We start from the raw sequence: 24,260 nt of genomic DNA, 5'->3' as shown, positions 1-24,260 counted from the left end.
CATCCGAGGGTGATCCAACGACTGGGCGAACTCTGGGCGCAGACCCCGCTGGCCTTCTGGCTGGTGCTTGCTGCCTGCGCCTACTTTGCGGTGATGGCCGTCCGGCTTACGGTGATCGACGTCCGGCATCACCTCCTGCCCAACCGGATCGTTTTCCCCTCCTACGCTGTGGCCGGTGTCCTCCTGCTCGCGGCTGCCATCTTTGCCGACGTCGGCGCTGGTGCGGTGCAGGGGCCGGATGGCTGGAGTGCTGGGTTGATGGCCATGCCGGCCCTGCGGATAGTGGCCGGTGCCGGCATCCTGTGGCTTTTCTACTTCCTCCTCAGGTTTGCCTACCCGCCCGGGATGGGTTTCGGCGACGTGAAACTGGCCGGCGTCCTGGGCATGTACCTCGGCTACCTGGGGTGGGGCCACCTGTTCGCCGGTACCTTCCTGGCTTTCCTGCTGGGCGGCCTGTGGTCCATTGCCCTGCTGGCCGCGCGCAGGGGGACCTTGAAGTCGTCCATCCCGTTCGGGCCGTTTATGCTCGCCGGCGCCGGGGCCGCGATGCTGCTGCCTGCCTGACAGGCGGGCTGAGCTGTGGGGCAGGCAGTTCGGTAGGCTGGCTTAATGCCTGCGCCTGACTACGTCCTGAAACTTCGCGAAAAAATCGGCAACGACCCTCTGTGGGTCCCCGGCGTCCGGGGAGTGGTGGTCGATGACTCGGGCCGGGTCCTGCTGGCCCGCCGTGCGGACAACAGGCAATGGGCCCTGATCAGTGGAATGCTCGACCCGGGCGAGCAGCCCGCGCGCGGCCTGGTGCGGGAGATTTTCGAGGAAACCGCAGTGGTGGCCGAACCGGAGCGTGTTGTGTCCGTCGGCGCGGTGGGCCCCATCACCTATCCCAACGGTGACGTCTGCGAGTTCCTGGACGTGGTATTCCTCTGCCGCTACGTATCGGGAACTGCCCGGGTCAACGATGATGAGTCCATTGCCGTCGGCTGGTTCGGCCTGGATGAACTCCCTGACCTGATGCCCGGGCACCTCACCAGCATCCACTGTGCCCTTGCTCCGGCAGAGGCAGCCCACTTCGAACCCTGACAGCACCCTGCCGCCCCAGGGCCCGCAGGGCCCGGGAATGCAGCCGGGGCGCCGCAACCCCCAGGATCGCGGCGCCCCGGCCGGTCCGGCACTCCCGGACCACAGCCGGCAGGAGTTCGACGGCGGTCAGTTGCGCTGGGAGACCAGCCCGCCGTCGTCGTCCTTGACGCTGTCCTGAGCACCGCGGGCTTCCGCCCCGGCCCCGGACGGGGCCTTGGACAGTTCCGCGGCGAGGCGTTCAGCTTCCTCGCCACCCACGGCTTCCCCGCGGGCCACCATCCCGGCAGTGTCCGAGAGCGGTATCTGCTTCAGCGTGAGCGCCAGGATCAGAGCCAGGGCAATGAACGGGATCAGGTACCAGAAGACGGGGGCCAGCGACTCGGCGTAGGCGTTGACGATCGCATCACGCAACTGCTCCGGCAGCTGGTTCAGGGCCTGCGGATCCAGTGTGCTGGTGGACTGGGCAGCCTGGTCGGCGGAGGCGCCGGCGCCGGTGAACGCGCCGGTCAGGGATTCCGAGAGCCGGTTGGTGAAGATGGAGCCGAAGATGGCCACACCCATGGCCGCACCCACTTCGCGGAAGTAGTTGTTGGTGCTTGTGGCCGTGCCGATCTGATCGGCGGGGACGGAGTTCTGCACCACCAGCACCACCACCTGCATGATCAGCCCCAGGCCGGCACCGAAGATGAACAGCTGCACGCAGATGACCCAGATGGGAGTGCTGGCGGCGAGGGTGGTCATCCAGAACATGGCAGCCATGGTGAAGGCAGCGCCGAGGATGGGGAACATTTTGTACTTGCCGGTTTTCGAGATCCGGATGCCTGAGTAAATGGAGGTGCCCATCAGGCCCGCCATCATGGGCAGCATCAGCAGGCCGGACTCTGCGGCGGAGGTGCCGGAGGACATCTGCAGGAACGTGGGGACAAAGGCGATCGCGGAGAACATGCCCAGGCCAAGGGTGAAGCCGATGGCCGTGGCGTTGACGAAGATCCGGTTGCGGAACAGGCTCAGCGGAATGATGGGGTCCTCGGCGCGGCGCTCCACCATCACAAAGGCGGCGGCGGACAGCACCATGCCGGCGCCGAAAGCCCAGGTAAGCGGTGAATCCCAGCCTTCGTCCTTCTTGCCGCCGAAATCGGTGAAGAAGATCAGGCAGGTGGTGGCGGCCGACAGCAGCACCACGCCCAGGATGTCGATCCGCTTTTCAGCCTTCTTGTTGGGCAGCGTCAGGGTGAACCAGGCGATGGCGAACGCTGCGATGCCGATGGGGATGTTGATGTAGAAGGCCCATTCCCAGGTGAGGTGGTCCACAAAGAAGCCGCCCAGCAGGGGGCCGGCCACGGCGGAGAGGCCGAAGATGGCGCCGAGCGGGCCCATGTACTTGCCGCGGTCCTTGGCTGGCACAATATCGGCAATGATCGCTTGGGACAGGATCATCAGGCCGCCGCCGCCCAGGCCCTGGATGGCGCGGAAGATCACAAAGCCCCAGAAGTCGGTGGCAAGGGCGCAGCCCACGGACGCCAGTGTGAAAAGTGCGATGGCTACCAGGAACAGGTTCCGCCTGCCCAGGACGTCGCCGAACTTGCCGTAGATGGGCATCACGATGGTGGTGGCCAGAAGGTAGGCGGTAGTGATCCAGGCCTGGTGTTCCACACCGCCGAGCTTGCCCACGATGGTGGGCATGGCGGTGGAAACGATGGTCTGGTCCAGGCTGGAGAGCAGCATCCCGGCGATCAGCGCCGAGAAGATGATCCAGATGCGTTTCTGGGTCAGCAGCAGGGGGCCCGCTGCCGGCTTGGTGGCGATACTCATCTTGGTCCTTCTGCGGCGGTGTCCGGCTGGTCGAATGGCTGGGAGAAGAGCAGGCTGGCGGCGGAAATGTTCTCCATCAGCAGCTTTTTGTAGGGGCGGGTGTTGCCGTCGGCGAAGTAGGCGATGCTGCTTTTCCGGGCGATGGTACTGAGCAGCGCAACGGCCATCTGGACCACAGGGTGGTCACTGGCCACGCCTTCGCGCCGGGCCACGTCGCGGGCGAACTGTGCTTCCCGCCGCTCGGTGATGCCAATGAGGCGGAGGATCAGCTGGGGCTCTTTTTTGACGACGGCGATCAGCTGGCGGGTTTCCTCTTCCGAGGCCTCCATGTCCTCGGACAACCGCAGGGACAGCCGGACGAGGTCCCGGAACAGGGTGGGGGACATTTCGCCGGGCGGTGAGGAGGCTCCGCCGTCGATGAATTCCTTGAGGATGCCGGCAGGCAGGTCGTCGTCGCCGTGGCCGATAACGGCGTCTTCCTTCGTGGGGAAGTAGTTGAAGAATGTCCGGCGGGAGATGCCGGTGCGCTCGCAGACTTCCTCCACGGTGTAGCCGTTCAGGCCGCGCTCGGCGGTCAGGGTGCGGGCGGCGGCGGTGATGCCGGCACGGGTTGCGGCGCGTTTCCGTTCACGGAGTCCGCCCGCTATTTCTGCACTGTTATCCACAAAGTAAAGTTTTGCACTCTATTAGCTAGAGTGCAACTTAATCCCTTACCCGATGGAGTTTTTGTCCAGATATGCAGGTTTCAGGGGTGCGGAAGTCTGCATATCTGGACAAAAACTCCAAGGTGGGGGAGGGGTGGGGGCAGTACGACGACGGCCGGTACCTTTCGTGCGAAAGGTACCGGCCGTCGTCGTACTTGAGCGGTTAGTGCGGAGGCTACGCCTTGTGCGCCGGAGCCGTCATGGTGGTGACATCCAGGGCCTTGTCGAGGTCGGCCTCGGTGACCTGGCCTTCGCCGTCACCGACGAAGCCGAGCTTCTCGGTGGCCTGGCGGACGGTGAGGCCCTCGGCCACAGCCGTCTTGGCGATCTTGGCTGCGTTCTCGTACCCGATGTACTTGTTCAGCGGGGTGACGATGGACGGGGAAGCCTCGGCCAGGAATCGGGCGCGCTCCACATTGGCCGTGATGCCGTCGATCATCTTGTCCGCCATCACGCGGCTGGTGTTGGCCAGCAGGCGGATGGACTCGAGCAGGTTGGAGGCCATGACCGGGATGCCGACGTTCAGTTCGAAGGCGCCGTTGGTTCCGGACCAGGCGATGGCGGTGTCGTTGCCGATGACCTGGGCGGCCACCATGATGGACGCTTCGCAGATCACGGGGTTGACCTTGCCGGGCATGATCGAGGAGCCGGGCTGCAGGTCCGGGATGGCGATCTCGCCCAGGCCGGTGTTGGGGCCCGAGCCCATCCAGCGCAGGTCGTTGTTGATCTTCATGAAGGAGATCGCGATGTTGCGCAGCTGGCTCGACGCTTCAATGAGGCCGTCGCGGTTGGCCTGGGCCTCGAAGTGGTCACGGGCCTCGGTGAGCGGGAGCCCGGTGTCGGTGGCCAGCAGTTCGATCACGCGCTCCGGGAAACCGGCCGGAGTGTTGATGCCGGTACCCACGGCCGTGCCGCCGAGCGGAACTTCGGCAACGCGGGGGAGTGAGGCGTTGATGCGCTCGATGCCGTAGCGGACCTGTGCGGCGTAGCCGCCGAACTCCTGGCCCAGGGTCACCGGGGTGGCGTCCATGAGGTGCGTACGGCCGGACTTAACGACGTCCTTGAACTCCACGGCCTTGCGCTCCAGCGACTCGGCCAGATAGCCGAGGGCCGGGATGAGGTCGTTGATCAGGGCCGAGGTCGCCGCGACGTGCACCGACGTGGGGAACACGTCGTTCGAGGACTGCGAGGCGTTGACGTGGTCGTTCGGGTGGACAACCTTGTCGCTGCCGGCCGCTTTCAGGGCACGCGAGGCGAGCTCGGCGATGACCTCGTTGGTGTTCATGTTCGAGGACGTGCCGGAGCCCGTCTGGAAGACATCGATGGGGAAGTCGCCGTCGTACTTCCCGGCGGCCACCTCATCCGCCGCGTCTGCGATGGCCTTGGCAAGCTCGCCGTCGAGCACACCCAGTTCAGCGTTGGCTTGGGCAGCCGCCTTCTTGACCCGGGCCAGTGCCTCAATGTGGGCACGTTCCAGGGTCTTGCCGGAAATAGGGAAGTTCTCCACTGCCCGCTGCGTCTGCGCGCGGTACAGTGCGTTCACGGGGACGCGGACTTCGCCCATCGTGTCATGTTCAATGCGGAACTCTTCAGTGGAAGTCATGGGGCTAGCTTAGGGCGATCCGGCGCGCCATCGAAAACCGTGAAGAGCATGCTACGGGCGGGTTTTTACCCCCGCCCTAGAGCTCACCGATCCCGGAAACAACGTTGGCGCGCCCCTCCGCCAGGCTGTAGGAGAGGCCGATGACCGCGGTGCGCCCGCTTTCAATTGCGTCCGAAATCACACGCGAGCTGTCCACCAGCCGTTCGGACGTCTGCTTGACGTGCTCCACCACCATGTCGTTGACCTCATGCTTGTCCTGGCGCATGGAGGTGAGGACCGACGGCGTGATGCGCTCCACCAGGTCGCGGATGAAGCCCGGCGGCATCTCGCCGGTGTCCACCGCGGCCTTGGTGGCGCTGACGGCGCCGCAGCTGTCGTGCCCCAGGATAGCGATCAGGGGCACGCCGAGCACACCCACGCTGTATTCCAGCGAGCCGAGGACGGCGTCGTCAATCACCTGGCCTGCCGTGCGCACCACAAAAACGTCACCGAGTCCGACGTCGAAAATGATCTCCGCTGCGAGCCGGGAATCCGAGCAGCCGAAAATCACGGCGAACGGGTGCTGGTTCTCCACGAGCGAGGACCGGCGCGAGGAGTCCTGGTTCGGGTGGGACGACTGGCCGGCGACGAAGCGTTCATTTCCTTCGCGCATCCGGCGCCAGGCAAGGGCAGGAGTCAGATAGGTAGTCACCCTGCTTACCTTAGGGGGCAGCGGTGGCCGCAGGTGAAACTGTGACGGCAGGATTGCTGTCCAGGGACTTCACGACGGCGTCTGCCAGGATGGCGAATTCGTCCAGTTGGGCAGCGCCCGAGAGGATGACGGTAGTCCCGCGGTACTCGAGGACCATTGACTTTTCGCCCTTGCCGGTATCCCGGAGTTCCCATTCCTGCCCGCCGGCGTTGCGGGATCCGGTGACCGGGGCATTCTTTGTCTGCTGCAGGAGCCAGGTGGGGTTGGCAGCGCGGGTCTGGATGAGTCCAATGAAGGACTCCTTGGGCGTGATAAAGCCAACCTCCCACGAGGGGACGCCGCTTCCGGTGCCGGCTTCCCACCGGGCGTAATTGGGCCGGAAGGTGCTGCCAGTGTCCGGGGCCACTGGTGTGAATCCTGCCACATCTGTCGCATTGCGGGCTGCGGCGCTGACGTCGATGTCCGGGCGGTAGCCGTCACTCTTGGGGGAAGGGTTCATCAGGACGATGGGCAGGAAGGCGCCGATGCTGAGCGCCAGGGCGATGATCATCCCGATCACCGAGGCGTTGGCCCGTTTGGCCGCGGCAGCCGGAATCACTGGCTTAACCGGGGCCTGCCCTCCCGCTGCGGCCGGTCCGCTGTTGCTTCCGGATCCGGCCGGTTCGGGGGTGGGGCTGGTCTTTTCCTGCATTTCGCTCACCCCTCCATAGTCCCTTATGCCGGTGCACAACTCACACTCGGCCCGGACGGCGCCGGGAGCCCGGCGCCAAAGCCCGCGCGGGTACATTGCGCCCCCGCGTCATGCCGCAGCCCGAAGGCGGTGCCGCGACTATGATCGATATCAGAGGAATCACCGCTTTCGCTGTTCCGGCGGAGCGGGTTCAATGATCGCCACTCGAAGAAGAGGTTCACGTGTCACCAGCGTCCATGACCCAGAAGTACTCCACGATCTCCCCGTCCCTGGCTGTGGGCAATGACGAGCCGGACCGCAACCTCGCCCTTGAGCTTGTCCGTGTTACCGAGGCGGCAGCAATCGCCGGCGGCCACTGGGTTGGCTTCGGCGACAAGAACACTGCCGACGGCGCCGCCGTTGACGCCATGCGCTCCTTCCTGCAGACAGTCCACTTCAACGGCGTTGTGGTCATCGGCGAAGGCGAAAAAGACGAAGCCCCCATGCTGTTCAACGGCGAACGCGTCGGTGACGGCACAGGCCCCGAATGCGATGTGGCCGTAGACCCCATCGACGGCACCCGGCTCACTGCGCTGGGCATCAATAACGCCCTCGCCGTCCTGGCCGTGGCCGAGCGCGGCTCCATGTTCGACCCCTCCGCGGTGTTCTACATGGAGAAGCTCGTCACCGGCCCGGAAGCGGCTGACATGGTGGACCTCCGCCTGCCCGTCAAGCAGAACCTGCACCTGATCGCCAAGGCCAAGGGCGTAAAGGTCAACCAGCTCAACGTGATGATCCTTGACCGCGACCGCCACCGCCCCCTGGTGGAGGAAATCCGTGAGGCCGGCGCCCGCACCAAATTCATCATGGACGGCGACGTTGCCGGTGCCATCGCGGCTGCCCGCTCCGGGACCGGCGTGGACGCCCTGATGGGTATCGGCGGCACCCCGGAAGGCATCGTTGCGGCCTGTGCCATCAAGTCCCTCGGTGGTGTCATCCAGGGCCGCCTGTGGCCCACCAGCGACGAAGAAAAGCAGAAGGCCATCGACGCCGGCCACGACCTCGAGCGGGTCCTGTCCACCAACGATCTGGTCTCCAGCGACAACTGCTACTTCGCCGCCACCGGCATCACCGACGGCGACCTGCTCAAGGGCGTCCGGTACTCCAAGGACAAGGTCCTCACCCAGTCCATCGTGATGCGTTCCAAGTCCGGCACCATCCGTTTTGTGGACGGCGAGCACCAGGCCAGCAAGTGGGAAGGCTACGCCCGCAAGAGCTGATCCCCTTCCTGCCTGACACGGATCCCCGGAGCGCCGCAGCGTGCTCCGGGGATCTGCCGTTTCAGGCCTTGGTATAGGGTTGAAGCCATGATTCCTGCTGTTGTGCCCTGTACTGACCGCGCCCTCTGGGACGAACATGTTGACCAATTTCAGGGACATCCGCAGCAGCTGTGGGGCTGGGGTGAGACCAAGGCAATGCATGGCTGGTCTGTGGCCCGGGTGCTGGTCAACGACGGTGACAAGACCGTGGGCTGCGCACAGTTGCTGGTCCGGCGGCTGCCGTTCCCGTTCCGCGCCCTGGCCTACATCCCGCGCGGCCCCATGTGTTCGGTGGAGGACGCCCCGGCCGTCCTGGCAAGCCTGGCTGAGCATGCAGCCGCCCGCCACCACGCAGTGGCGCTGAGCATAGAACCCGACTGGGACCAGGACTCGGCCTTCGCCGGCGCCGTAGCCTCCGCGGGCTTCCGCGCCACCACCAATACCGTGCTGATCCCGCGGACGCTGATCCTGGACCTGACCAGGACGGACGACGAACTGATGGCGGAGATGTCCAAGTCCACCCGGGCCAACATCCGCAAGGCCATGCGCAGCGACGTCGAGTTCCGCAAGGTCAAGAATGACGCTGAGCTTGACCAGGTCCTGGCGATCTACCATGAGACGGCCGAGCGCGCCGGCTTCGGCATCCATGAGGACCAGTACTACCGCGACATCTTCAGGAACATGGGGGACGGTTCACCCATTATTGGCGCCTTCGACGGCGAGCAGATGCTGGCCTTCGTGTGGCTGGCCAGGAGCGGGTCCACGGCCTTCGAGCTGTACGGCGGGGTATCCGCCGAAGGCCAGAAGCAGCGGGTGAACTACGGGGTGAAGTGGGCGGCCCTGCAGGCCATGCGGGAAGACGGGTGCTCCCGCTATGACTTCAACGGCCTCCTCAACGACGGCATCTCGGACTTCAAGAAGCAGTTCGCCAAGCACGAGAACATGCTGCTGGGCACGTGGGACAAGCCGCTCTCACCGCTTTACCCGGCCTACGCCCAGGCCATGCCGCTGGCCCGCCGCGGCCTGCAGCAGGGGCGGCGGCTCCTGAAGGCGGCGGCCGGCCGCGTGCGGCCGCTGGTCCGGAAGCTGCGCCCGGGCAACTGACCAGGTAAGCCAGGACAAAAGGGCGACGGCGGCACCCGCCCGGGTGCCGCCGTCGCCCTTTGCTCGTTGCTGGCCTGCCGGCCTGCCGGTTGCTGGCCGCTGGTTGCTAGCCGCGGTCCGCGGAGTGTGGAAGGCCGGTGGTCACGGCGAACGCCAGCGCGCGTTCCCTGCTGCCGGCCACCGGATGAACGTTGACGGGCGCCTCGGCTGCGGCAAGGAAGGCGCTGCCGCCGCGGGAGAGCCGGAGGTCTCCCCTGGGGGAATCCAGGTAAATGTCTCCGGCCACCACAATCACCACGGCGGCGCCGGACTGGGCCAGCGGAACGGGGCCGGCGTCCGGCGCGAGCTCGATCCGCTGGAGCTGGAATTCCTCGAAGGGCGGCCGGAACAGCTCCTGGTCCATCACTGTCCGTTCGGCCGGAAGCATCGGCACGGCGACGGGCTGGAAGTCGATGGTCCGCAGCAGTTCCGGAACATCGATGAACTTGGGTGTGAGCCCGCCGCGGAGCACGTTGTCCGAGGAAGCCATCACCTCGACGCCGAGCCCGTGCAGGTAGGCGTGCACGTTTCCGGCCGGCAGGTAGACCGCTTCGCCGGGCTGCAGCGAGATGCGGTTGAGCAGCAGCGAGATGAGGACGCCGGGGTCGCCCGGGTACTTCTCGTTGAGGCTGATGACGGTGGCCAGCTCGGTTTCGTAGGGTGCCAGCGGGGCCCCGGACAGGAGCGCGGCAACCACCAGCGCGGTATCGCCGGCCACCGAGGAGCCGCCGGTGATCAGCCGTTCGAAGGCTGCCCGGAGGCCGGCGCTTTCGTCAGCTGCCCCTAGGTCCTCCAGCAGGGCACCGACCAGGGCGGGCGCCTCGCCTTCCGCCGCATCAAAAGCGGCCGCCACATGCTGCAGGATTTCCCGCGTCCGGGCTGCCGGGCGGAAACCGCAGAGCGCCTCAAACGGCGTGAGGGCGAAAATCATTTCGGGCTTGTGGTTGTCGTCCCGGTAATTGCGGTTGGGGGCGTCCGCGGCCAGGCCCTCGGCATTCTCCCGGGCAAAGCCTGCCCGTGCCTGTTCAAGGCTCGGATGGACCTGCAGGGACAGCGGCTGGGCGGCGGCCAGGACCTTGGCGAGGAAGGGGAGGCGGGGACCGAAACGCGCCACCGAGTCCGCGCCGAGGAAATGCTCGGGATCGCGCGAGATCAAAGCGTCCAGGGCCGTGGGAGTGCCGTCCTCCGGAACGCGGGCCACGGAGGGCGAGTCAGGGTGCGCTCCGATCCACAGTTCCGCTTCGGGACGGCCGGATTCGGGGCGTCCCAGCAGGGCGGCGATGGCCGTGGTTGAACCCCAGGCATAATCCCGGAGGACGTTCTCAATCTCGTACAAGTGGGTGTCCATTCCTAGGTCTGGAGGGAAAGCGGGCCTACAAGGGGGCGCACTGGCCGTTCGTCGCCACCAAGACCCGGATGGCCTGTTCGTTGCCCTGGCGCTTGAGCTCGTTGAGCATGGCTTCAGTGATCGGCTCACCGTCCGGCGTGGTGGTCACCGGCGTGAAGTCCGACGGCGGGGGAGACTGCTGCGCCCGGGTCCCGCCGGCCAGCAGCGGAGCGGGGGAGAGCGCCGGTGCAGCCTGCAGGTGTCCGGTGGCAGCGGCCGGGACCACCATCGCGTCATCGGGGGATCCGGCGGACTGGGCTTCCGACGCCGACGCCAGCAGCTGGCGGACCCGGCTGTGGATCTCGTCGAAGTCCGGAACGGTGGAGAAGGACGCGTCAAAGTCCGGCGGGCCGATGGTAAGCCGCTTGACGTCCTGGCCCTTGGCTTTGATGGCCAGGTCCGCGAAGCTGCCCAGCTGGGAGGCGGAGATATTGGAGTCCACCACCTTGGTGCCGGCGTTGGCGATGTCCTCGAACTTGGCCAGGAGCGTGGCGGGGTCCAGCTGCTTGAGCATGGCCTGCTGTACGCACTGCTGGCGCTGGATGCGGGCGTAGTCGTCCACGAATTCACGCGACCGCCCGTACCAGAGGGCATGGTAGCCGTCCAGTGTCTGGTCGCCCGCGGGGATCCAGCCCAAGGGCATGCCGTGGATGCCGTTGGCCTCATCAATCGTCTCGCCGCTGATGGGCACCCAGCCTCCGGCCTTGATCCTGATGCCGCCCATCGCATCGATCAGTTTGGAGAACCCTTCCATGTCCACCAGCACGTATGCCTGGACCGTGATGCCCAGGGTTCCGGAGACGGCCTCGAGCGTGGCCTGGGCGCCGGGATCTGCAACGCCGGGGTAGAGGTCGGCATGCTCATTGGTCACTTCGGTGTTGATGGCGTTGATCAGGCACTCGTCGCCGCAGTCGTAGCCGTCAGGGTAGAGGGCCCGCATGGGGGAGTCCTCGCTGAACCGGGCGTTCTGCAGGTTCCGGGGAACGGAGATGATGGCGGTCTGGCCGGTCTTGGCATCGACGCTCAGGACCGAGAGGCTGTCCGTGCGCCTGCCTGTACGGTCGTCGCCGGCGTCTCCGCCCATCATCAGGAAGTTGTAACGGCCCTCCACCGGTTCGATGGCGGGACCGGCGGAGAAGATGCTGCCGATGGCATTGCGTCCCACGTTGAGCAGGTACGCGGCGTAGCCCAGTGAGCCGCTGCCCAGGACCATCGCCAGCACCAGGGCAATAACGACGGCGGGCCGGGACGGCGGTGCCAGCAGCACGGGGCGGATGAGCCGCAGGGTGTTGATGAACAGGACCGCCCAGCCGGCCGCCAGGGCCACCATCACGATGATGATGGCGAGCGAGGCGAAGGGGTTGGTGATGATGTTGATGAGCAGGGTCCGGTTGACCAGCAGCAGGACCACGGCCAGCACCAGGAGTGCCCAGACGCCGAGCGTTACCCTCAGCGCGGCCCGGCCGAGTCTCCGGTCGCCGGCTACGAGCTGTGCGCTGCCGGGAACCAGGAGGGTCATCAGGACAAGCACAAACCCGCGCTTGGTCCGGACCTGGGGGGAGGCACTGACCGGATAACGGACCGGGTCAGTCAGCGCAGTGTCCGAAGGCGACTGCGGGATCTTGCTGCTGGACATGGCCGCCTTCCTAACGGCTGCCCCGGAGCGGCCCGTTGCCTTCTGCGAAGACCTCGCTCACCTTTTGCCGGAGGTTTGCTCCCTTGCGGGTGGCCACGGCATTGAGGTCAGCGGCAAACTCGATGAGGTCGGCGCGCAGGGAGGCGGCAAGCTCATCAGTACCTGCAGCCAGCATGCGTACCGCAAGGAGCCCGGCATTGCGGGCTCCCGCAATGGAAACCGTGGCCACAGGAACGCCGGCGGGCATCTGCACAATGGAGAGCAGCGAGTCCATCCCGTCCAGCGTCTTCAGGGGGACGGGCACCCCGATCACGGGAAGGGGCGTGACGCTGGCCAGCATCCCGGGCAGGTGGGCGGCGCCGCCGGCACCGGCGATGATGACCCTCAGCCCGCGCTCGTGCGCCGTCTGGCCGTAGCGGATCATCTCAGTAGGCATGCGGTGGGCGGACACAACGTCAGCCTCGAACGGGATGCCGAACTCAGCCAGGGCGTCCGCTGCTGCTTCCATCACGGGCCAGTCGGAGTCGGAACCCATCACCAGGCCCACCAGGGGGCTGGCGGCGGAACCGCGGGCCGGGGTAGCTTCGGCGCTCATGCGTTCTCCTCAAGAATTGCTGCGGGTTCTTCTGCCGGCACGCGCCCGTCCCGGATGATGCCTGCCACCACTGCGGCCCGGCGCCGGACGTCGTCAACGTCCGCCGTGGAGGTGCCTGTGAGGTTGACATGGCCGATCTTGCGGCCCGGACGCACGGACTTGCCGTAGCAGTGCACCTTGGCCGCCGGTTCGCTCGCAAGGGCCAGCGGGTAGGCGGAAAACAGGTCCTGGTTGTCTCCGCCCAGGAAATTTTTCATCACCACAACCGGGGCCAGGGCATCCGTGGCGCCCAGCGGCAGGTTGAGGACTGCCCGGAGATGCTGCTCGAACTGGCTCGTCACCGAGCCGTCCTGCGTCCAGTGCCCGGTGTTGTGCGGCCGCATCGCAAGTTCGTTGACCAGGAAGCCGGCTCCTGTCCCGGGCGTCTCGAAGAGTTCCACGGCCAGGACTCCGGTCACGTCCAGTTCGCTGGCGATCCGCAGGGCCGCGTCCTCCGCCGCGGCGGCGACTTCCACCGGAATATCGAGTGCGGGGGCGATAACTTCGTCGCAGACGCCGTCAACCTGCACGGTGTGGACTACAGGCCACGCCCGGGCTTCGCCGTCCGGGGTCCGGGCAACCAGCGCGGACAGTTCACGGGTGAATTCGACTTTTGCTTCCGCGAGGAGCGGGCTCATGGCCTCAAACCAGTCGCCGGTTTCAGCGGCCTCCGCCGGGGAGGAGATGATCCGCACACCCTTGCCGTCGTAGCCGCCGCGCGGCGTCTTCAGGACAACGGGCCATCCTGTTTCCTCACCGAATGCAACGAGCGCGGCGACGTCGGACACTGAAGCCCACACGGGGTTCGGCAGCTCCAGGCGGTCGATGGCCGCACGCATCACGAGTTTGTCCTGGGCATGGACCAGGGCGTCCGGGCCGGGCTGGACGTTGACGCCCGCTTCCTGCAGGGCCCGGAGATGGGCGGGAGGGACGTGCTCGTGGTCGAACGTCATCACGTCCAGGCCCTTCGAGAACTCCAGCAGGGTCTCGAGGTCCTTGTAGTCACCCACCGGCGAGGAGGGCACTGCCGAGACGGCGGAAACGTCGTCACTTTCGGCGAGGACGCGGAGTTCGAAGCCGAGTGCTGTTGCGGCCGGGGCCATCATTCGGGCAAGCTGGCCGCCGCCAACCACACCTATTACTGGAAAAGTCACATGGGCCAGCCTACCGAAAACCGCCCCGTATCCCGCCTTCGGGTCGCGGCGGCGGCTCAGTTTTTCCCTGCGCGGGCTGTCGGCTGAAGCAAGTCAGGGGGCTGCCGTACAGCTCCGGGGGCTAAAATGGGCCTCTGGCCGTGTGGCCCATTGTTTCAACGGCCATGGAGGGTCATGTTTAGCGCACTTGCAGATCGCATCCGGGGGCTCGCCTCGCTTTTCTGGCGTGAGGTGGCCAAATTTGGTGCCGTGGGCGGTGTGGCGTTCGTCATCGATAACGGCCTCACGTATTACCTCATGCATGGACCCATGACCGACAGTGAGGCCAAGGCGCGGTTTGTGGGCGCCTCGGTGGCCACCATCTTTTCCTGGATCGCCAACCGCCTCTGGACCTTCCGGCACCGGCGGCAGGCCAACGTGCTGCGCGAGTTCCTGATGTTCGTCCTCATTAACGGCATCGGCATCGGCATCTCCACGGGCTTCACCGCCCTGGCCAAGTACGGGCTGGGCGTCACAGACAAGAACCTGCTGTTCTTCGCGGGAGTTGCCGGCATCCTGGTAGCCACGGTGGTCAGGTTCTTCGCCTACCGGTTCCTCGTGTTCAACCAGGAACTGGACCAGGAACCCGAGTTTTCGCACGACCACGAGCTCATCGAGCTCCACCACGCCAAGGATTCCGGTACCGGCAGGGGTGTGGCGGAGCCCGAACCCTTTGCCGGCGATACAGCGCAACCCCAAAAGTAGTGGCGGCCGCGCTCCGGACCGGGCGGCGGCCGCAGTAAAGGCCGCCGGGACCAGGGGTTCAGCTGCCGTGGATACGTTCTGCGGCGAGCAGCTTCCCGGTGTCCGTCACCTCAGGGTGCGTGAGCACCACGGACCCTCCGCCGCGCCACGCGCCCAGCGCATTGGCCAGTGCGGCTTCGAGCCCGCCGCCGCCCGCAACGTGCAGCCGGACGCCCTCTTCGTGGGGCACTGCGAAGCCGTCCAAAAGGTCCTGGTGGAGGTGCCGGCGGCCGTCTGAGGCGACGATGGCGCAGGCTGACGGATCGGGGTCGGCATGCTGCATAAAAACGTCGCCGTGGGAGCGCACCTCGGCAGCGTAATCGAGGACGCCGGCCGGGAGCCCGCCGTCCCAGCGCATGGCCAGGGCCGGCAGCGCAACTGCCACGACGGCGTCGTACTTTCCGTTCACTGCCTCCGGCGCAGCAGTGGCCAGGAAGTCGGCCTCGTCCGCGCTGAGGACAGTCTCGAGACCGAGCTGCCATGCAGCCAATGCCCAGACCACGGACTTCCAGTGCGCCGGAAGGTCCAGCGCCAGCCGCATGCCGGGACCGGCGTCCAGTTCGTCCTGGAGGAGGTTGCTGGTCTTGGCCACCCAGTTGTCCAATACCCTTCCGGACAATTCCACCCGCTCCCCGTCCGGGCCGTACCAGGTGAGCCGCGGTGCAGTGGAGTTGCCGGAACGAAGACTGGCCATCAGATCGATTGCGGGGGTTGTCATGGCTCAATCCTGCCATCCGCCGAACCGCGGGTCACCCGTCATCGCGGCACCGGGTCCCCGCCTCACGGCGCATGTGATGTTTATCACCCCTGGTACTAAGCGTACTTGCTATTTTCCCGCGGACCGGCTATTTTCCCCGCAGGCACACGCTTTTTGGCGTTCACGTGTCCGCATTCCCCGCCACCGGGACCAGTGCCGTGCCGAAGCCGGCGAAAAATCCGGGCGTGGCGTGCAAAACATCGCAGGATTTACTGATTATTATCCGGGCAGCGGCTTGACTCACCCTAGTTACACGCGTGTAATTAGATAACTAAAGGCAACTGCGTAAATACCGGCACACAACCGAGTGTCCACGTATCCAGGCAGTGGCTGCAACATCAGGAGGGTCGCCGTGGGGCAAGCAGAGCGTATCCAGGAAGATGCCGTCGTCGCCGGTCAGGCAACGGCGAAATACCGGGCACGGGGGGTGCCGAGCGATTGGTATGTTGACCCGGCCGATCCTGATGCGGCGGAACGGTACAACAGGAACAACAAGGACTTCCTCCAGGACCAGGCCACGGCGTTCCTGGCCGCACATGAAGCGCTCCTGGATGGCGGCGAGGATCCCGAGGACGAGCTGGACCCGCCGATGGAACTGGCGGCGGCCGGAACGTCGCAGCCGGTATGGATCGGCCTGCCCTTCCAGCAGGACTTTGATGACGAGGGCGAGCTCGGCTGGCAGACGGACGCGTTGTGCGCCCAGACGGATCCCGAGGCGTTCTTCCCTGAAAAGGGCGGTTCCACCCGCGACGCGAAAAAAGTGTGCGGCGCCTGCAACGTGCGGTCGCAATGCCTTGAGTACGCGCTGGCGAACGACGAACGGTTCGGCATCTGGGGAGGCCTGTCCGAGCGTGAGCGCCGGCGGCTAAGGAAGCGAGCAATCTAATTCATCAGGATGTTCACGTCACTGCCGTTGTGGTTGCCCACAACGGCAGTGCCTATCTCCCCAGGACCCTGGCAGCACTGGCGGACCAGACCCGGCCGGCGGACTACGTCATCGGGGTTGACGCCGGTTCGCGCGACGATTCCGAAGTCCTCCTCCAGCAGGCCTTGGGTTCGGCCCACGTTGTCAGCCACCGCGGGAAGAGCGGTATGGGCGCCGCAGTATCTGCTGGCCTCGCCCGGCTCGCCCCCTGGCGTGGTGAGCCAGGCGCGGGCGGCAGCCCGGAGTGGATCTGGCTGCTCCATGACGACGCCGCTCCCGCTCCCGAAGCGCTGGCTGAACTGCTCACCGCTGTTGAACGCGCGCCCTCGGTCACTGTTGCCGGCTGCAAACAGCTGGACTGGCACGCCGAACGCCACCTGATCGACGTCGGCCTGTCGACGAGCCGCTGGGCCGAACGGCTGACCCTCATCGACGCCGATGAACTGGACCAAGGGCAATACGACGGCCGCACCGATACGTTCGCCGTGAATTCAGCAGGTATGCTGATCCGCCGCGACATCTGGGAGCAGCTGGGCGGCTTCGACCCCGCGTTGCCGGGCAGCGGCGATGACGTCGACTTCTGCTGGCGGAACCGGTTGGCCGGACACCGGGTGGTGGTGGTCCCCGCCGCCAGGATGTTCCACGTTGCCCACCGGCCCCACGCGCTGGGGAACGCGGCGGCAGCCCGAAAAGCCCAGGTCCATCTGCGCCTGAAACATGCACCGCTGTGGATGGTGCCCGTCCACGCGGCGGCCGCCCTGCTGGGAAGCATCTTCAAATTTGTGCTGAGCATTGCCGTCAAGGATCCCGGGTACGGAATCACGCAGCTGCTTGCCACCTTCGCCGCGCTGGGCCGGCCCCGGGCCGTCCTCAAGGCCAGGCAGGCAGCCCGGAAAACGCGCCGGATCAGGCGTTCCGTCATCCGCAAGCTCCAGACGCCCAGGCGGGAGGTCTGGAGCCACAGGCGTTCGCTGATGGAAGCCCTGGGGTCGGACACCAATGCGGTGGACGACCTCGAGCACGACCCCCTGGCTCATCAGCCCACCGGCGACGCTTCGGACGACTTCGCGGCGCTGGCCACCAGCAAACGCGGCTGGGTGGGTAACGGGGCGCTGGCCGCCGTCATCCTCGGGTCCGTCGCGTCGTTGCTGGGCCTGACCGGAATCTTCGGTGCCCCGGCAGTATCGGGAGGTGCCCTGATTCCCGTTGCGGCCGGGCTGGGCGACATCTGGCACCACGCCTCCAGCTGGTGGATCTCCCTGGGCGCCGGACTCCCGGGCCGGGGCGACCCCTTCGGCTACGTCCTGTGGATTCTCGGAGTACTCGGTGGCGGCGACGCCAATGCCGCCATGACCTGGCTGCTCCTGCTCGGCACGCCGCTGTCCGCCCTGACCGCCTGGTTTGCTGCCGGAGGGCTGACGGTCCGCCGCCGGCTGCGCCTGGTGGCGGCACTTTTCTGGGCTGCTGCCCCGGCCCTTCAGGTGTCCCTGAACCAGGGACGCGCCGGCGCCCTCATCGCCCACATCATGATCCCCCTCCTGGTTCTTGCCTTGCTGCGGTCCACCGGCTCAGCCGTGGGCCAGGGCCGTTTCGAGTCGCCGGCTTCCGGCGACCACCCCTCGGCCGACAGGCCGGCGCTGAAGCCCGGGATCAACGGCATGCCGTCCTGGACCGCGGCTGCGGCAGCCGGCCTCGCCATGGCAGTGATCAGCGCCTCCGCGCCTTCCCTGCTGGTTCCGGCCACCGTGGTGGTAGTACTCTGCGGCCTTCTCCTGCGGCGCCGCGGGCGTACTGTCTGGTGGACACTGCTGCCCTCGGCTGCCCTCTTCATTCCCTTCGGGCTGTCCACCCTCGACAGGCCCCGGGCCTTGCTCGCCGACCCCGGCCTGCCGCTCGCCTTCGACGCCGCTCCCTTGTGGCAGCAGCTCCTCGGCCAGCCGCTTGAGTTCGGGCAGGGAGCCGGCCTTTCCGGACTTCCGTATTTCGCCGACGGCACCATTCCCTGGGCAGTGCTGCTGGCTTTCCTTGCAGCCGGCCCGGTCCTGCTCCTGGCCGCAGCTGGAATCCTGCTGCCGGGCCAGCGGACCGGCATTGCCCGGTGGCTGTGGGTTGTTGCCACCATAGCCCTTGCCGGAGGCTGGCTCGCGGGGCAGGTGGCCGCAGGCATTAATGCCAACACCATGGTGACGCCCTTCTCCGGCCCGGCGGTTTCTGCCGCGGCCTTTTCCCTTCTTGGCGCCGGCCTGCTGGGGGCCGAGCAGCTCCTCGGCCGTGTGGACAGGGCTGCAGCAGCCGGCACCAAGCACAGGCTGACGCTGCGGTCCGCCACAGCACTGGGCACAGTGCTCCTGGTTGTCGGACCCCTGGCCGGCATGGCAGCCTGGTCGGCGCAGAACCTTCTTCGGACATCTGTGGTGACGGCGCAAGCGCCTGCCGGCCCGGACGGACCCCTGGGCACACCCCGCCTGGTGGAAGCCGCCAACCAGCGAATCCTGCCGGCAACCGCGATCGACCGGGGGACCGGGCCGGAGCAGACACGCACGTTGTTGATCAGCACCCGCGACGACGGCACCTATGACGCCTCGCTGATGCGTGGTGCGGGCACCACACTGGACAGCCTCTCAGCCATTGCCTCCGCGCGGAACATCCTGGGCGCCCCGGGGTCCGAGACGGTCCGCGACGACGACGCGGTCACGGCCGCGGTCCGCCGGGTGGTGGCCACGCTGGTGGCGGGCCAGGGTGTGGACCCCAGGACAGACCTTGAGCAGTTGGGCGCCGGCTTTGTGGTACTCCGGGCGGCTGACACCGCCGCCCAGTTGACCGCCAGCAGGATGGACGCCGTGCCGGGCCTGATTGCCGTGGGGCAGACCGATGTCGGCTGGCTCTGGCGCATCACTCCGCTGAACCAGCCGGCCCTGCAGCCGGCAGACGTCACGCACCGGGTGCGGATCGTTGATGGCAGCGGCGCCGCGATTGGCCTGGTACCTTCGGGCTACGACGACGTCGACGCTGCAATTCCCGAGGGGCCTGAAGGCCGCCTGGTTGTTCTCGCCGAACGGGCAGATCCGGGCTGGACGGCGTGGCTGGATGGGCGGAAACTGACAGCCACCACCTCCGGGTGGTCCCAGGCCTTCACCCTTCCGCCCACGGCAGGCCACCTGACGGTGCGCTACGAGAACCCGGGCGCCGTGTGGGCTGGAATTGGCCAGGCCGCGGTCATCGGGCTCACAGTGATGCTGGCCATCCCCATGCCGGCCCGGCGCCAACGCGCCGGCCTTTCCCGGGATGAAGGCTCCCTGCGTAAGGAACACCAGAATGCATAACAACTCCGTTGCCCCGGCAGCACCTCCCGCCGTGCCTGCCAGCGGGGAAGAACCGCAGGGGAGCTCAGTCATGGAGAAGCGCCCCGGGACCGGCCGCAAAACGCTCGTGGCAGGGCTGCTCTCCGCCGCGGTGATTATCGCCGGCGCCGGGGCCGTAGTTGCGGCCGGATCCCTTCTCCCGCAGTCGGGGTCCAGCCGCAGCATAGCTGCGGGGGTTTCTGCAGTTCCGGCCGGGACCAGCCTGGGGGTCTGTCCCGGACCCGCCCGCCTGCTGGAAGGCACGGAGGCGGGCACGGACCCGCAGTTCAGCCCGGAGTCGGAGACCGCTGCCAGTTCAGTCACCGGTGCCGTGCTCAGCGCCGGCGGCGTCCTGCCGGCAAGCCGCCTCGCGGACCTCAACGGCAGGACCGGCGTCGACATTGCCAAAGACCCTGGCCAGCCCGCTGCCGCCAGTGCTCCGCAGGAGCTGTTGGCAGGAGTAGTGGCCGGCAGGCCGGTGGACCAGGTGAGTGTGCTCAGTGCCGATGCCACCGCCAACCAGAGGGCGTCGGCCGGGGCTGCCATGAAGTTCACCGCAACCGACGGCGACCTGCAGGGGACTGCGGCCGCCAACTGCCAGCAGCCCTCCAACGACCAATGGCTCGCCGGCGCCAGCACCACTGTGGGCCGGACGTCCGTGCTGATGCTCACCAACGCTTCCACCACACCGGCCACCGTCAGCCTGGAGCTGTTCGGCTCGAACGGGCAGATCCAGGCGCCCGGAAGCCGCGGGCTGCTGGTGGCGCCCGGTACTTCGCGCCCCGTGGTACTCGCAGGCCTCGCTCCAGATGAAGCGCATCTGAGCGTGCACGTCCGCAGCGCGGGCGGACCGGTAACAGCCCTGATCCAGCAGAGCGTCCTCCGGGGACTCACCCCGGGAGGCGTGGACTTCATCGCCCCCGGTGCGGCGCCTGCCGTCCGGCAGGTAATGACCGGCGTCGACATCCAGGACGCGGGCCAGGTCGCCTCGCTCACGGAAAAGTCCGGATATGAAGACGCCGGGCCCGCCCTTCAGCTCACCGTGCCCGGCCCCTCGGACGCCGTGGTGGAGGTCAAGCTGTACGGGCGGGACGGCCAGAAGGCCCTGCCTTCCGGCGGCGTGATCACGGCGAAGGCTGGCGCGGTTACGGAGGTCCCGCTCGCAGGGGTGCCGGCCGGCCACTACACCGTGGCTGCATCATCCGACGTCACGTTCGTGGCTTCCACCCGGGTCACACGCGGCCTCGAGGATGGCAAGGCGGTGGACGTTGCGTGGGCGGCATCCGGCGTCCGCCTGGGCAGCCAGCATGTGGTCCCGGTTCCGCCGGGCGGCCAGCGGACACTGGTTTTTGGTGCCCTGGAGAACCGGGCCACCATCACCTATTCGGCCATCACCGTGGACGGCAAGGTCCGGGCGCCCGCCACGGCGGACATCGCGGGCGGAACCACAGCGTCCATCACCATTCCTGGCAAGGCCGACGATTCCGACGTCGTGGGCTACGTGGTCTCGGCTTCCGGGGACGCAGCCTATGGTGCACTGCTCCTGCAGCAGGACGGCCGGGATGACGTCTCGTCACTGGCTTTCCTGCCGGCGGCCGCCGGCCAGGAAACAGTACCCGTGACGCTCAGTTACTGACCGCGCCCGCTGCCGCCGACGGTCGGTACCGCCGCGGTCAGTACCTGCGCCGATAAACGGGATCCAGGGTCTCGGGGGCAACACCCAGCATTTCGGCGGTATGTTCCACCACCACGTCGTGGACCAGGTCCTGGAGGTCGTCGGCACCGCCGCAGGTTTGCTCCACCACGCGCCGGTAGACGGTGATCATGGGGCCGTCCCCGTCGGTTGCCGGGATGTAGGCTCCCATGGGCGCCGGGGCCGAATTCGCTGCAAGCTGCTCGAGGTCCGGCGGAATTTCATCCACGCCGAACCGCACGCCATCCAGCGTCTTGCCCCAGATGTCGTGAAGCCGCTGGGCGGAGTCCAGCACCATGTCATCGAACCGGTCCGAGCGCGTACGGTACCCGGGATGGGTGGGGAGCATCACTTCGCCGCGGAGGCCGCGTCCGTGCCGGTTCCGGCGGCGGGCCATAAAGCTTTTGCCGGGCACCGCGGTGCCTTGGTCCTTGCGGGCATCCGGGTCAGCCAACCGGACCGTAAAACCTGATTCATGGTTCGATGACTGCATACATCGACTGTAAACCCGGGCGAACAATTACGCGATACATTGTCCCCAGCTTCACAGCCGCGTCGACCCGCAGCGGCAATGCGCAGTTTTGCGGTGGACTGCGAGTAGTCTGGGATGTCGTGGGAGCTATCCGTCAGTGTTCAAGATCTGCCTGCCGCCAGTCAGCGGTGGCTACCCTGACGTACGTCTATGCCGACTCCACCGCAGTCCTCGGTCCGCTGGCCACCTACGCCGAGCCCCATTGTTACGACCTGTGCGAGCAGCACGCCGATTCCCTCACCGTTCCCCGCGGCTGGGAAGTCCTGCGCCTCGCCATGCCTACCACCCCGCAGCAGCCGGGCCCCGACGACCTGCTGGCCTTGGCCAATGCCGTGCGCGATGCCGCGGCCCTGCCAGCCCAGCCCCAGCCGCCGGCAGCCAAGCGCGGGCCGCATTCCGCCCTGGAGGCACCGGCTGGCGCGGAAGGTACCCGGCGGGGCCACCTGCGCGTCCTGCGGGAACCGTCCTGAACGCATCTGGCGGTAGGCTGGAAGCTGCAATTCCGTCCGCTACCGGCGCCAGCGCGCCCGCCAGGGAGCATGTACCAATGCCAAAGATCAGTCCTGAACTGCTGTCCGTCCTGCGTTGCCCCGTGACAGGTTCGCGGTTGGTGCAGGAGGGCGGGGAACTTGTTGCCACGGCAGCGGACGAGTCCGGCGTGAAGCCCCGGTACGCCATCGAAGACGGGATTCCGCTCCTGCTTCCGCCTGAACTGCTGGCGGCCGCCGCCTCCGCCGGTTCAGACCAGCACGATTCCTCCTCCGCTGCGCCGCCGGCAGAGTAGCCCGATATCCCTTTCGAACCATAGGCCAACCCGGCCGCGCGGCCCGGTGCCGCGGTTCCCGCACATGGCACCGGCCACCGCCGGACTAACTGAAGGATTTACCCCATGGCTTTTGATTACAAGGTTGCCGACATCTCGCTGGCGGAAGCCGGCCGGCACCAGATCCGCCTTGCCGAGCACGAAATGCCGGGCCTGATGTCCCTGCGCGAGGAGTTTGGCCCCAGCCAGCCGCTCAAGGGTGCCAGGATCGCCGGATCCCTGCACATGACCGTGCAGACAGCCGTGCTGATCGAGACGCTGACGGCCCTCGGCGCAGAGGTCCGCTGGGCTTCCTGCAACATCTTCTCCACCCAGGATGAAGCTGCTGCCGCCGTTGTGGTGGGCAAGGGCACCGTGGAGGACCCGCAGGGCGTGCCCGTGTTCGCCTGGAAGGGCGAAACCCTCGAGGAATACTGGTGGACCGCCGAGCAGATCCTCACCTGGCCCGGCGCCGAGTCCGATCCGGAGCTTGGCCCCAACATGATCCTGGATGACGGCGGCGACGCCACCATGCTGGTGCACAAGGGCGTTGAATTCGAGGCAGTGGGCAACGTTCCCTCCGCCGATCCCACCGATTCCGAAGAATACGGAATCTTCCTGGAGGTCCTCCGCCGCTCCATGGCGGCAGACCCGAAGAAGTGGACCCGCACCGCCGCCACCATCAAGGGCGTCAGCGAAGAAACCACCACCGGTGTGCACCGGCTCTACCAGCTCGCCGAGCAGGGCAAGCTGCTGTTCCCGGCGATCAACGTCAACGACTCCGTCACCAAGAGCAAGTTCGACAACAAGTACGGCATCCGGCACTCCCTCCCGGACGGCATCAACCGCGCCACCGACGTGCTTATGGGCGGCAAGGTCGCCGTCGTCTGCGGTTACGGCGACGTCGGCAAGGGTGCCGCCGAGGCACTCCGCGGCCAGGGCTCCCGGGTCATCGTCACCGAAATCGACCCCATCTGCGCGCTGCAGGCCGCCATGGACGGCTACCAGGTTGCCAAGCTGGAGTCCGTCCTGGCCCAGGGTGACATCTTCATCACCACCACGGGCAACAAGGACGTCATCATGGCCGAGCACATGGCGGGCATGAAGAACAAGGCGATCGTGGGTAATATCGGCCACTTCGACAACGAGATCGACATGGCCGGGCTCGCCAAGCTCCCGGGTATCAGTAAAGTGGAGATCAAGCCGCAGGTCCACGAGTGGGTTTTCGACGCCGGCACCGCCGCCGAGCGTTCCATCATCGTCCTCTCCGAAGGCCGGCTGCTGAACCTGGGCAATGCCACGGGCCACCCTTCGTTCGTAATGAGCAACTCGTTCGCGAACCAGACCATCGCCCAGATTGAGCTGTGGACCAAGAAGGACCAGCCGGAAGGCCAGCGCGAGTACGAAAACCAGGTCTACGTCCTGCCCAAGGTCCTGGATGAAAAGGTGGCACGCCTGCACCTGGACGCCCTGGGCGTGGAGCTCACCGAGCTGACAAAGGACCAGGCGGAGTACCTGGACCTCGACGTCGCCGGCCCCTACAAGCCCGAACACTATCGTTACTAAGAAGTAAAGTGCCCGGGTGCCCACCGCA

At 66.8% G+C, this 24,260-nt stretch carries 22 protein-coding genes; 11 read left to right on the top strand and 11 right to left on the bottom strand.

The genetic code is table 11. The annotated features are described in order from the left end of the window. Positions 1 to 9: 9 nt before the first annotated feature. A complete protein-coding gene (locus tag ARTSIC4J27_RS14430; protein ID WP_050055879.1) occupies positions 10 to 564 on the top strand; it encodes a prepilin peptidase in 555 nt (184 codons plus the stop codon). A 45-nt stretch (positions 565 to 609) separates the two neighbouring features. Beyond that, positions 610 to 1,080: an NUDIX hydrolase gene (locus ARTSIC4J27_RS14425; RefSeq protein WP_050055878.1), complete on the top strand. Its 471-nt coding sequence runs from the start codon at positions 610 to 612 to the stop codon at positions 1,078 to 1,080. A 126-nt stretch (positions 1,081 to 1,206) separates the two neighbouring features. Here ARTSIC4J27_RS14425 and ARTSIC4J27_RS14420 read toward each other — a convergent pair whose 3' ends face one another. The 5 genes from ARTSIC4J27_RS14420 to ARTSIC4J27_RS14400 form a co-directional block, all read right to left on the bottom strand. Then, a complete protein-coding gene (locus ARTSIC4J27_RS14420) occupies positions 1,207 to 2,892 on the bottom strand; it encodes an MDR family MFS transporter (protein ID WP_050055877.1) in 1,686 nt (561 codons plus the stop codon). After that, complete coding sequence (locus ARTSIC4J27_RS14415) at positions 2,889 to 3,557, bottom strand: TetR/AcrR family transcriptional regulator (RefSeq protein ID WP_050055876.1); 669 nt, start codon at positions 3,555 to 3,557, stop codon at positions 2,889 to 2,891. Before ARTSIC4J27_RS14415 ends, ARTSIC4J27_RS14420 begins: the two co-directional genes overlap by 4 nt. A gap of 214 nt (positions 3,558 to 3,771) precedes the next feature. Further along, entirely contained in the window at positions 3,772 to 5,199 is a 1,428-nt protein-coding gene (locus tag ARTSIC4J27_RS14410) for a class II fumarate hydratase (RefSeq protein WP_050055875.1), read from the bottom strand. A gap of 76 nt (positions 5,200 to 5,275) precedes the next feature. Beyond that, positions 5,276 to 5,890 carry a carbonic anhydrase gene (locus tag ARTSIC4J27_RS14405; RefSeq protein ID WP_050055874.1) on the bottom strand — a complete coding sequence of 205 codons (615 nt, stop codon included), beginning with the start codon at positions 5,888 to 5,890 and terminating at the stop codon, positions 5,276 to 5,278. A 10-nt stretch (positions 5,891 to 5,900) separates the two neighbouring features. Continuing rightward, the gene (locus tag ARTSIC4J27_RS14400) at positions 5,901 to 6,581 is read right to left on the bottom strand and encodes a DUF4245 domain-containing protein (RefSeq protein ID WP_050055873.1); all 681 of its coding nucleotides are present in this window, start codon (positions 6,579 to 6,581) and stop codon (positions 5,901 to 5,903) included. Positions 6,582 to 6,817: 236 nt separating this feature from the next. Here ARTSIC4J27_RS14400 and glpX point away from each other — a divergent pair, with 236 nt between their 5' ends. Beyond that, positions 6,818 to 7,840 carry a class II fructose-bisphosphatase gene (gene glpX / locus ARTSIC4J27_RS14395; protein WP_176156781.1) on the top strand — a complete coding sequence of 341 codons (1,023 nt, stop codon included), beginning with the start codon at positions 6,818 to 6,820 and terminating at the stop codon, positions 7,838 to 7,840. Positions 7,841 to 7,927: 87 nt separating this feature from the next. Continuing rightward, on the top strand, positions 7,928 to 8,983 hold the full coding sequence (locus ARTSIC4J27_RS14390; protein ID WP_050055871.1) for a lipid II:glycine glycyltransferase FemX: 1,056 nt from the start codon (positions 7,928 to 7,930) through the stop codon (positions 8,981 to 8,983). A gap of 106 nt (positions 8,984 to 9,089) precedes the next feature. On the opposite strand, the gene manA is transcribed toward ARTSIC4J27_RS14390, so the two are convergent. From manA to ARTSIC4J27_RS14370, 4 genes are read right to left on the bottom strand one after another with little or no spacing between them, the layout of a single operon-like run. Continuing rightward, on the bottom strand, positions 9,090 to 10,358 hold the full coding sequence (gene manA / locus ARTSIC4J27_RS14385; protein WP_050055870.1) for a mannose-6-phosphate isomerase, class I: 1,269 nt from the start codon (positions 10,356 to 10,358) through the stop codon (positions 9,090 to 9,092). A gap of 37 nt (positions 10,359 to 10,395) precedes the next feature. Further along, the gene (locus ARTSIC4J27_RS14380) at positions 10,396 to 12,045 is read right to left on the bottom strand and encodes an LCP family protein (RefSeq protein ID WP_050055869.1); all 1,650 of its coding nucleotides are present in this window, start codon (positions 12,043 to 12,045) and stop codon (positions 10,396 to 10,398) included. 10 nt (positions 12,046 to 12,055) lie between these two features. Beyond that, the gene (gene purE, locus ARTSIC4J27_RS14375; RefSeq protein WP_050055868.1) at positions 12,056 to 12,640 is read right to left on the bottom strand and encodes a 5-(carboxyamino)imidazole ribonucleotide mutase; all 585 of its coding nucleotides are present in this window, start codon (positions 12,638 to 12,640) and stop codon (positions 12,056 to 12,058) included. Next, positions 12,637 to 13,833: a 5-(carboxyamino)imidazole ribonucleotide synthase gene (locus tag ARTSIC4J27_RS14370; protein WP_083435471.1), complete on the bottom strand. Its 1,197-nt coding sequence runs from the start codon at positions 13,831 to 13,833 to the stop codon at positions 12,637 to 12,639. Before ARTSIC4J27_RS14370 ends, purE begins: the two co-directional genes overlap by 4 nt. Before the next feature lie 174 nt (positions 13,834 to 14,007). On the opposite strand from ARTSIC4J27_RS14370, the gene ARTSIC4J27_RS14365 reads away from it, so the two are divergent. After that, positions 14,008 to 14,577, top strand: a complete 570-nt coding sequence (locus tag ARTSIC4J27_RS14365; RefSeq protein WP_235436683.1) for a GtrA family protein — start codon at positions 14,008 to 14,010, stop codon at positions 14,575 to 14,577. A 58-nt stretch (positions 14,578 to 14,635) separates the two neighbouring features. Here the strand turns inward: ARTSIC4J27_RS14365 and ARTSIC4J27_RS14360 are convergent, their stop codons facing one another. Then, a complete protein-coding gene (locus ARTSIC4J27_RS14360) occupies positions 14,636 to 15,334 on the bottom strand; it encodes a TIGR03089 family protein (protein ID WP_050055866.1) in 699 nt (232 codons plus the stop codon). 391 nt (positions 15,335 to 15,725) lie between these two features. On the opposite strand from ARTSIC4J27_RS14360, the gene ARTSIC4J27_RS22220 reads away from it, so the two are divergent. The 3 genes from ARTSIC4J27_RS22220 to ARTSIC4J27_RS14345 are packed head-to-tail and all read left to right on the top strand — an operon-like array spanning position 15,726 to position 21,275. Continuing rightward, positions 15,726 to 16,259: a WhiB family transcriptional regulator gene (locus ARTSIC4J27_RS22220; protein ID WP_083435470.1), complete on the top strand. Its 534-nt coding sequence runs from the start codon at positions 15,726 to 15,728 to the stop codon at positions 16,257 to 16,259. 29 nt (positions 16,260 to 16,288) lie between these two features. Next, positions 16,289 to 19,621, top strand: coding sequence for a glycosyltransferase family 2 protein (locus ARTSIC4J27_RS14350; protein WP_050055865.1), 3,333 nt, complete (start codon positions 16,289 to 16,291; stop codon positions 19,619 to 19,621). Then, a complete protein-coding gene (locus ARTSIC4J27_RS14345; RefSeq protein WP_050055864.1) occupies positions 19,614 to 21,275 on the top strand; it encodes a DUF5719 family protein in 1,662 nt (553 codons plus the stop codon). Before ARTSIC4J27_RS14350 ends, ARTSIC4J27_RS14345 begins: the two co-directional genes overlap by 8 nt. Before the next feature lie 37 nt (positions 21,276 to 21,312). On the opposite strand, the gene ARTSIC4J27_RS14340 is transcribed toward ARTSIC4J27_RS14345, so the two are convergent. Beyond that, entirely contained in the window at positions 21,313 to 21,825 is a 513-nt protein-coding gene (locus ARTSIC4J27_RS14340) for a metallopeptidase family protein (RefSeq protein ID WP_050055863.1), read from the bottom strand. Positions 21,826 to 21,944: 119 nt separating this feature from the next. On the opposite strand from ARTSIC4J27_RS14340, the gene ARTSIC4J27_RS14335 reads away from it, so the two are divergent. The 3 genes from ARTSIC4J27_RS14335 to ahcY all read left to right on the top strand — a co-directional run bounded on the left by ARTSIC4J27_RS14335 (position 21,945) and on the right by ahcY (position 24,232). Next, positions 21,945 to 22,334, top strand: a complete 390-nt coding sequence (locus ARTSIC4J27_RS14335) for a DUF3499 domain-containing protein (protein WP_200900836.1) — start codon at positions 21,945 to 21,947, stop codon at positions 22,332 to 22,334. A gap of 77 nt (positions 22,335 to 22,411) precedes the next feature. Next, the gene (locus ARTSIC4J27_RS14330) at positions 22,412 to 22,648 is read left to right on the top strand and encodes a Trm112 family protein (protein WP_050055862.1); all 237 of its coding nucleotides are present in this window, start codon (positions 22,412 to 22,414) and stop codon (positions 22,646 to 22,648) included. Positions 22,649 to 22,753: 105 nt separating this feature from the next. Next, on the top strand, positions 22,754 to 24,232 hold the full coding sequence (gene ahcY / locus ARTSIC4J27_RS14325; RefSeq protein ID WP_050055861.1) for an adenosylhomocysteinase: 1,479 nt from the start codon (positions 22,754 to 22,756) through the stop codon (positions 24,230 to 24,232). The last annotated feature ends 28 nt before the right edge of the window (positions 24,233 to 24,260 follow it).

The organism is Pseudarthrobacter siccitolerans, from assembly GCF_001046895.1.
Taxonomy (GTDB): domain Bacteria; phylum Actinomycetota; class Actinomycetes; order Actinomycetales; family Micrococcaceae; genus Arthrobacter; species Arthrobacter siccitolerans.
This window is presented reverse-complemented; position numbering and strand designations above follow the sequence as displayed.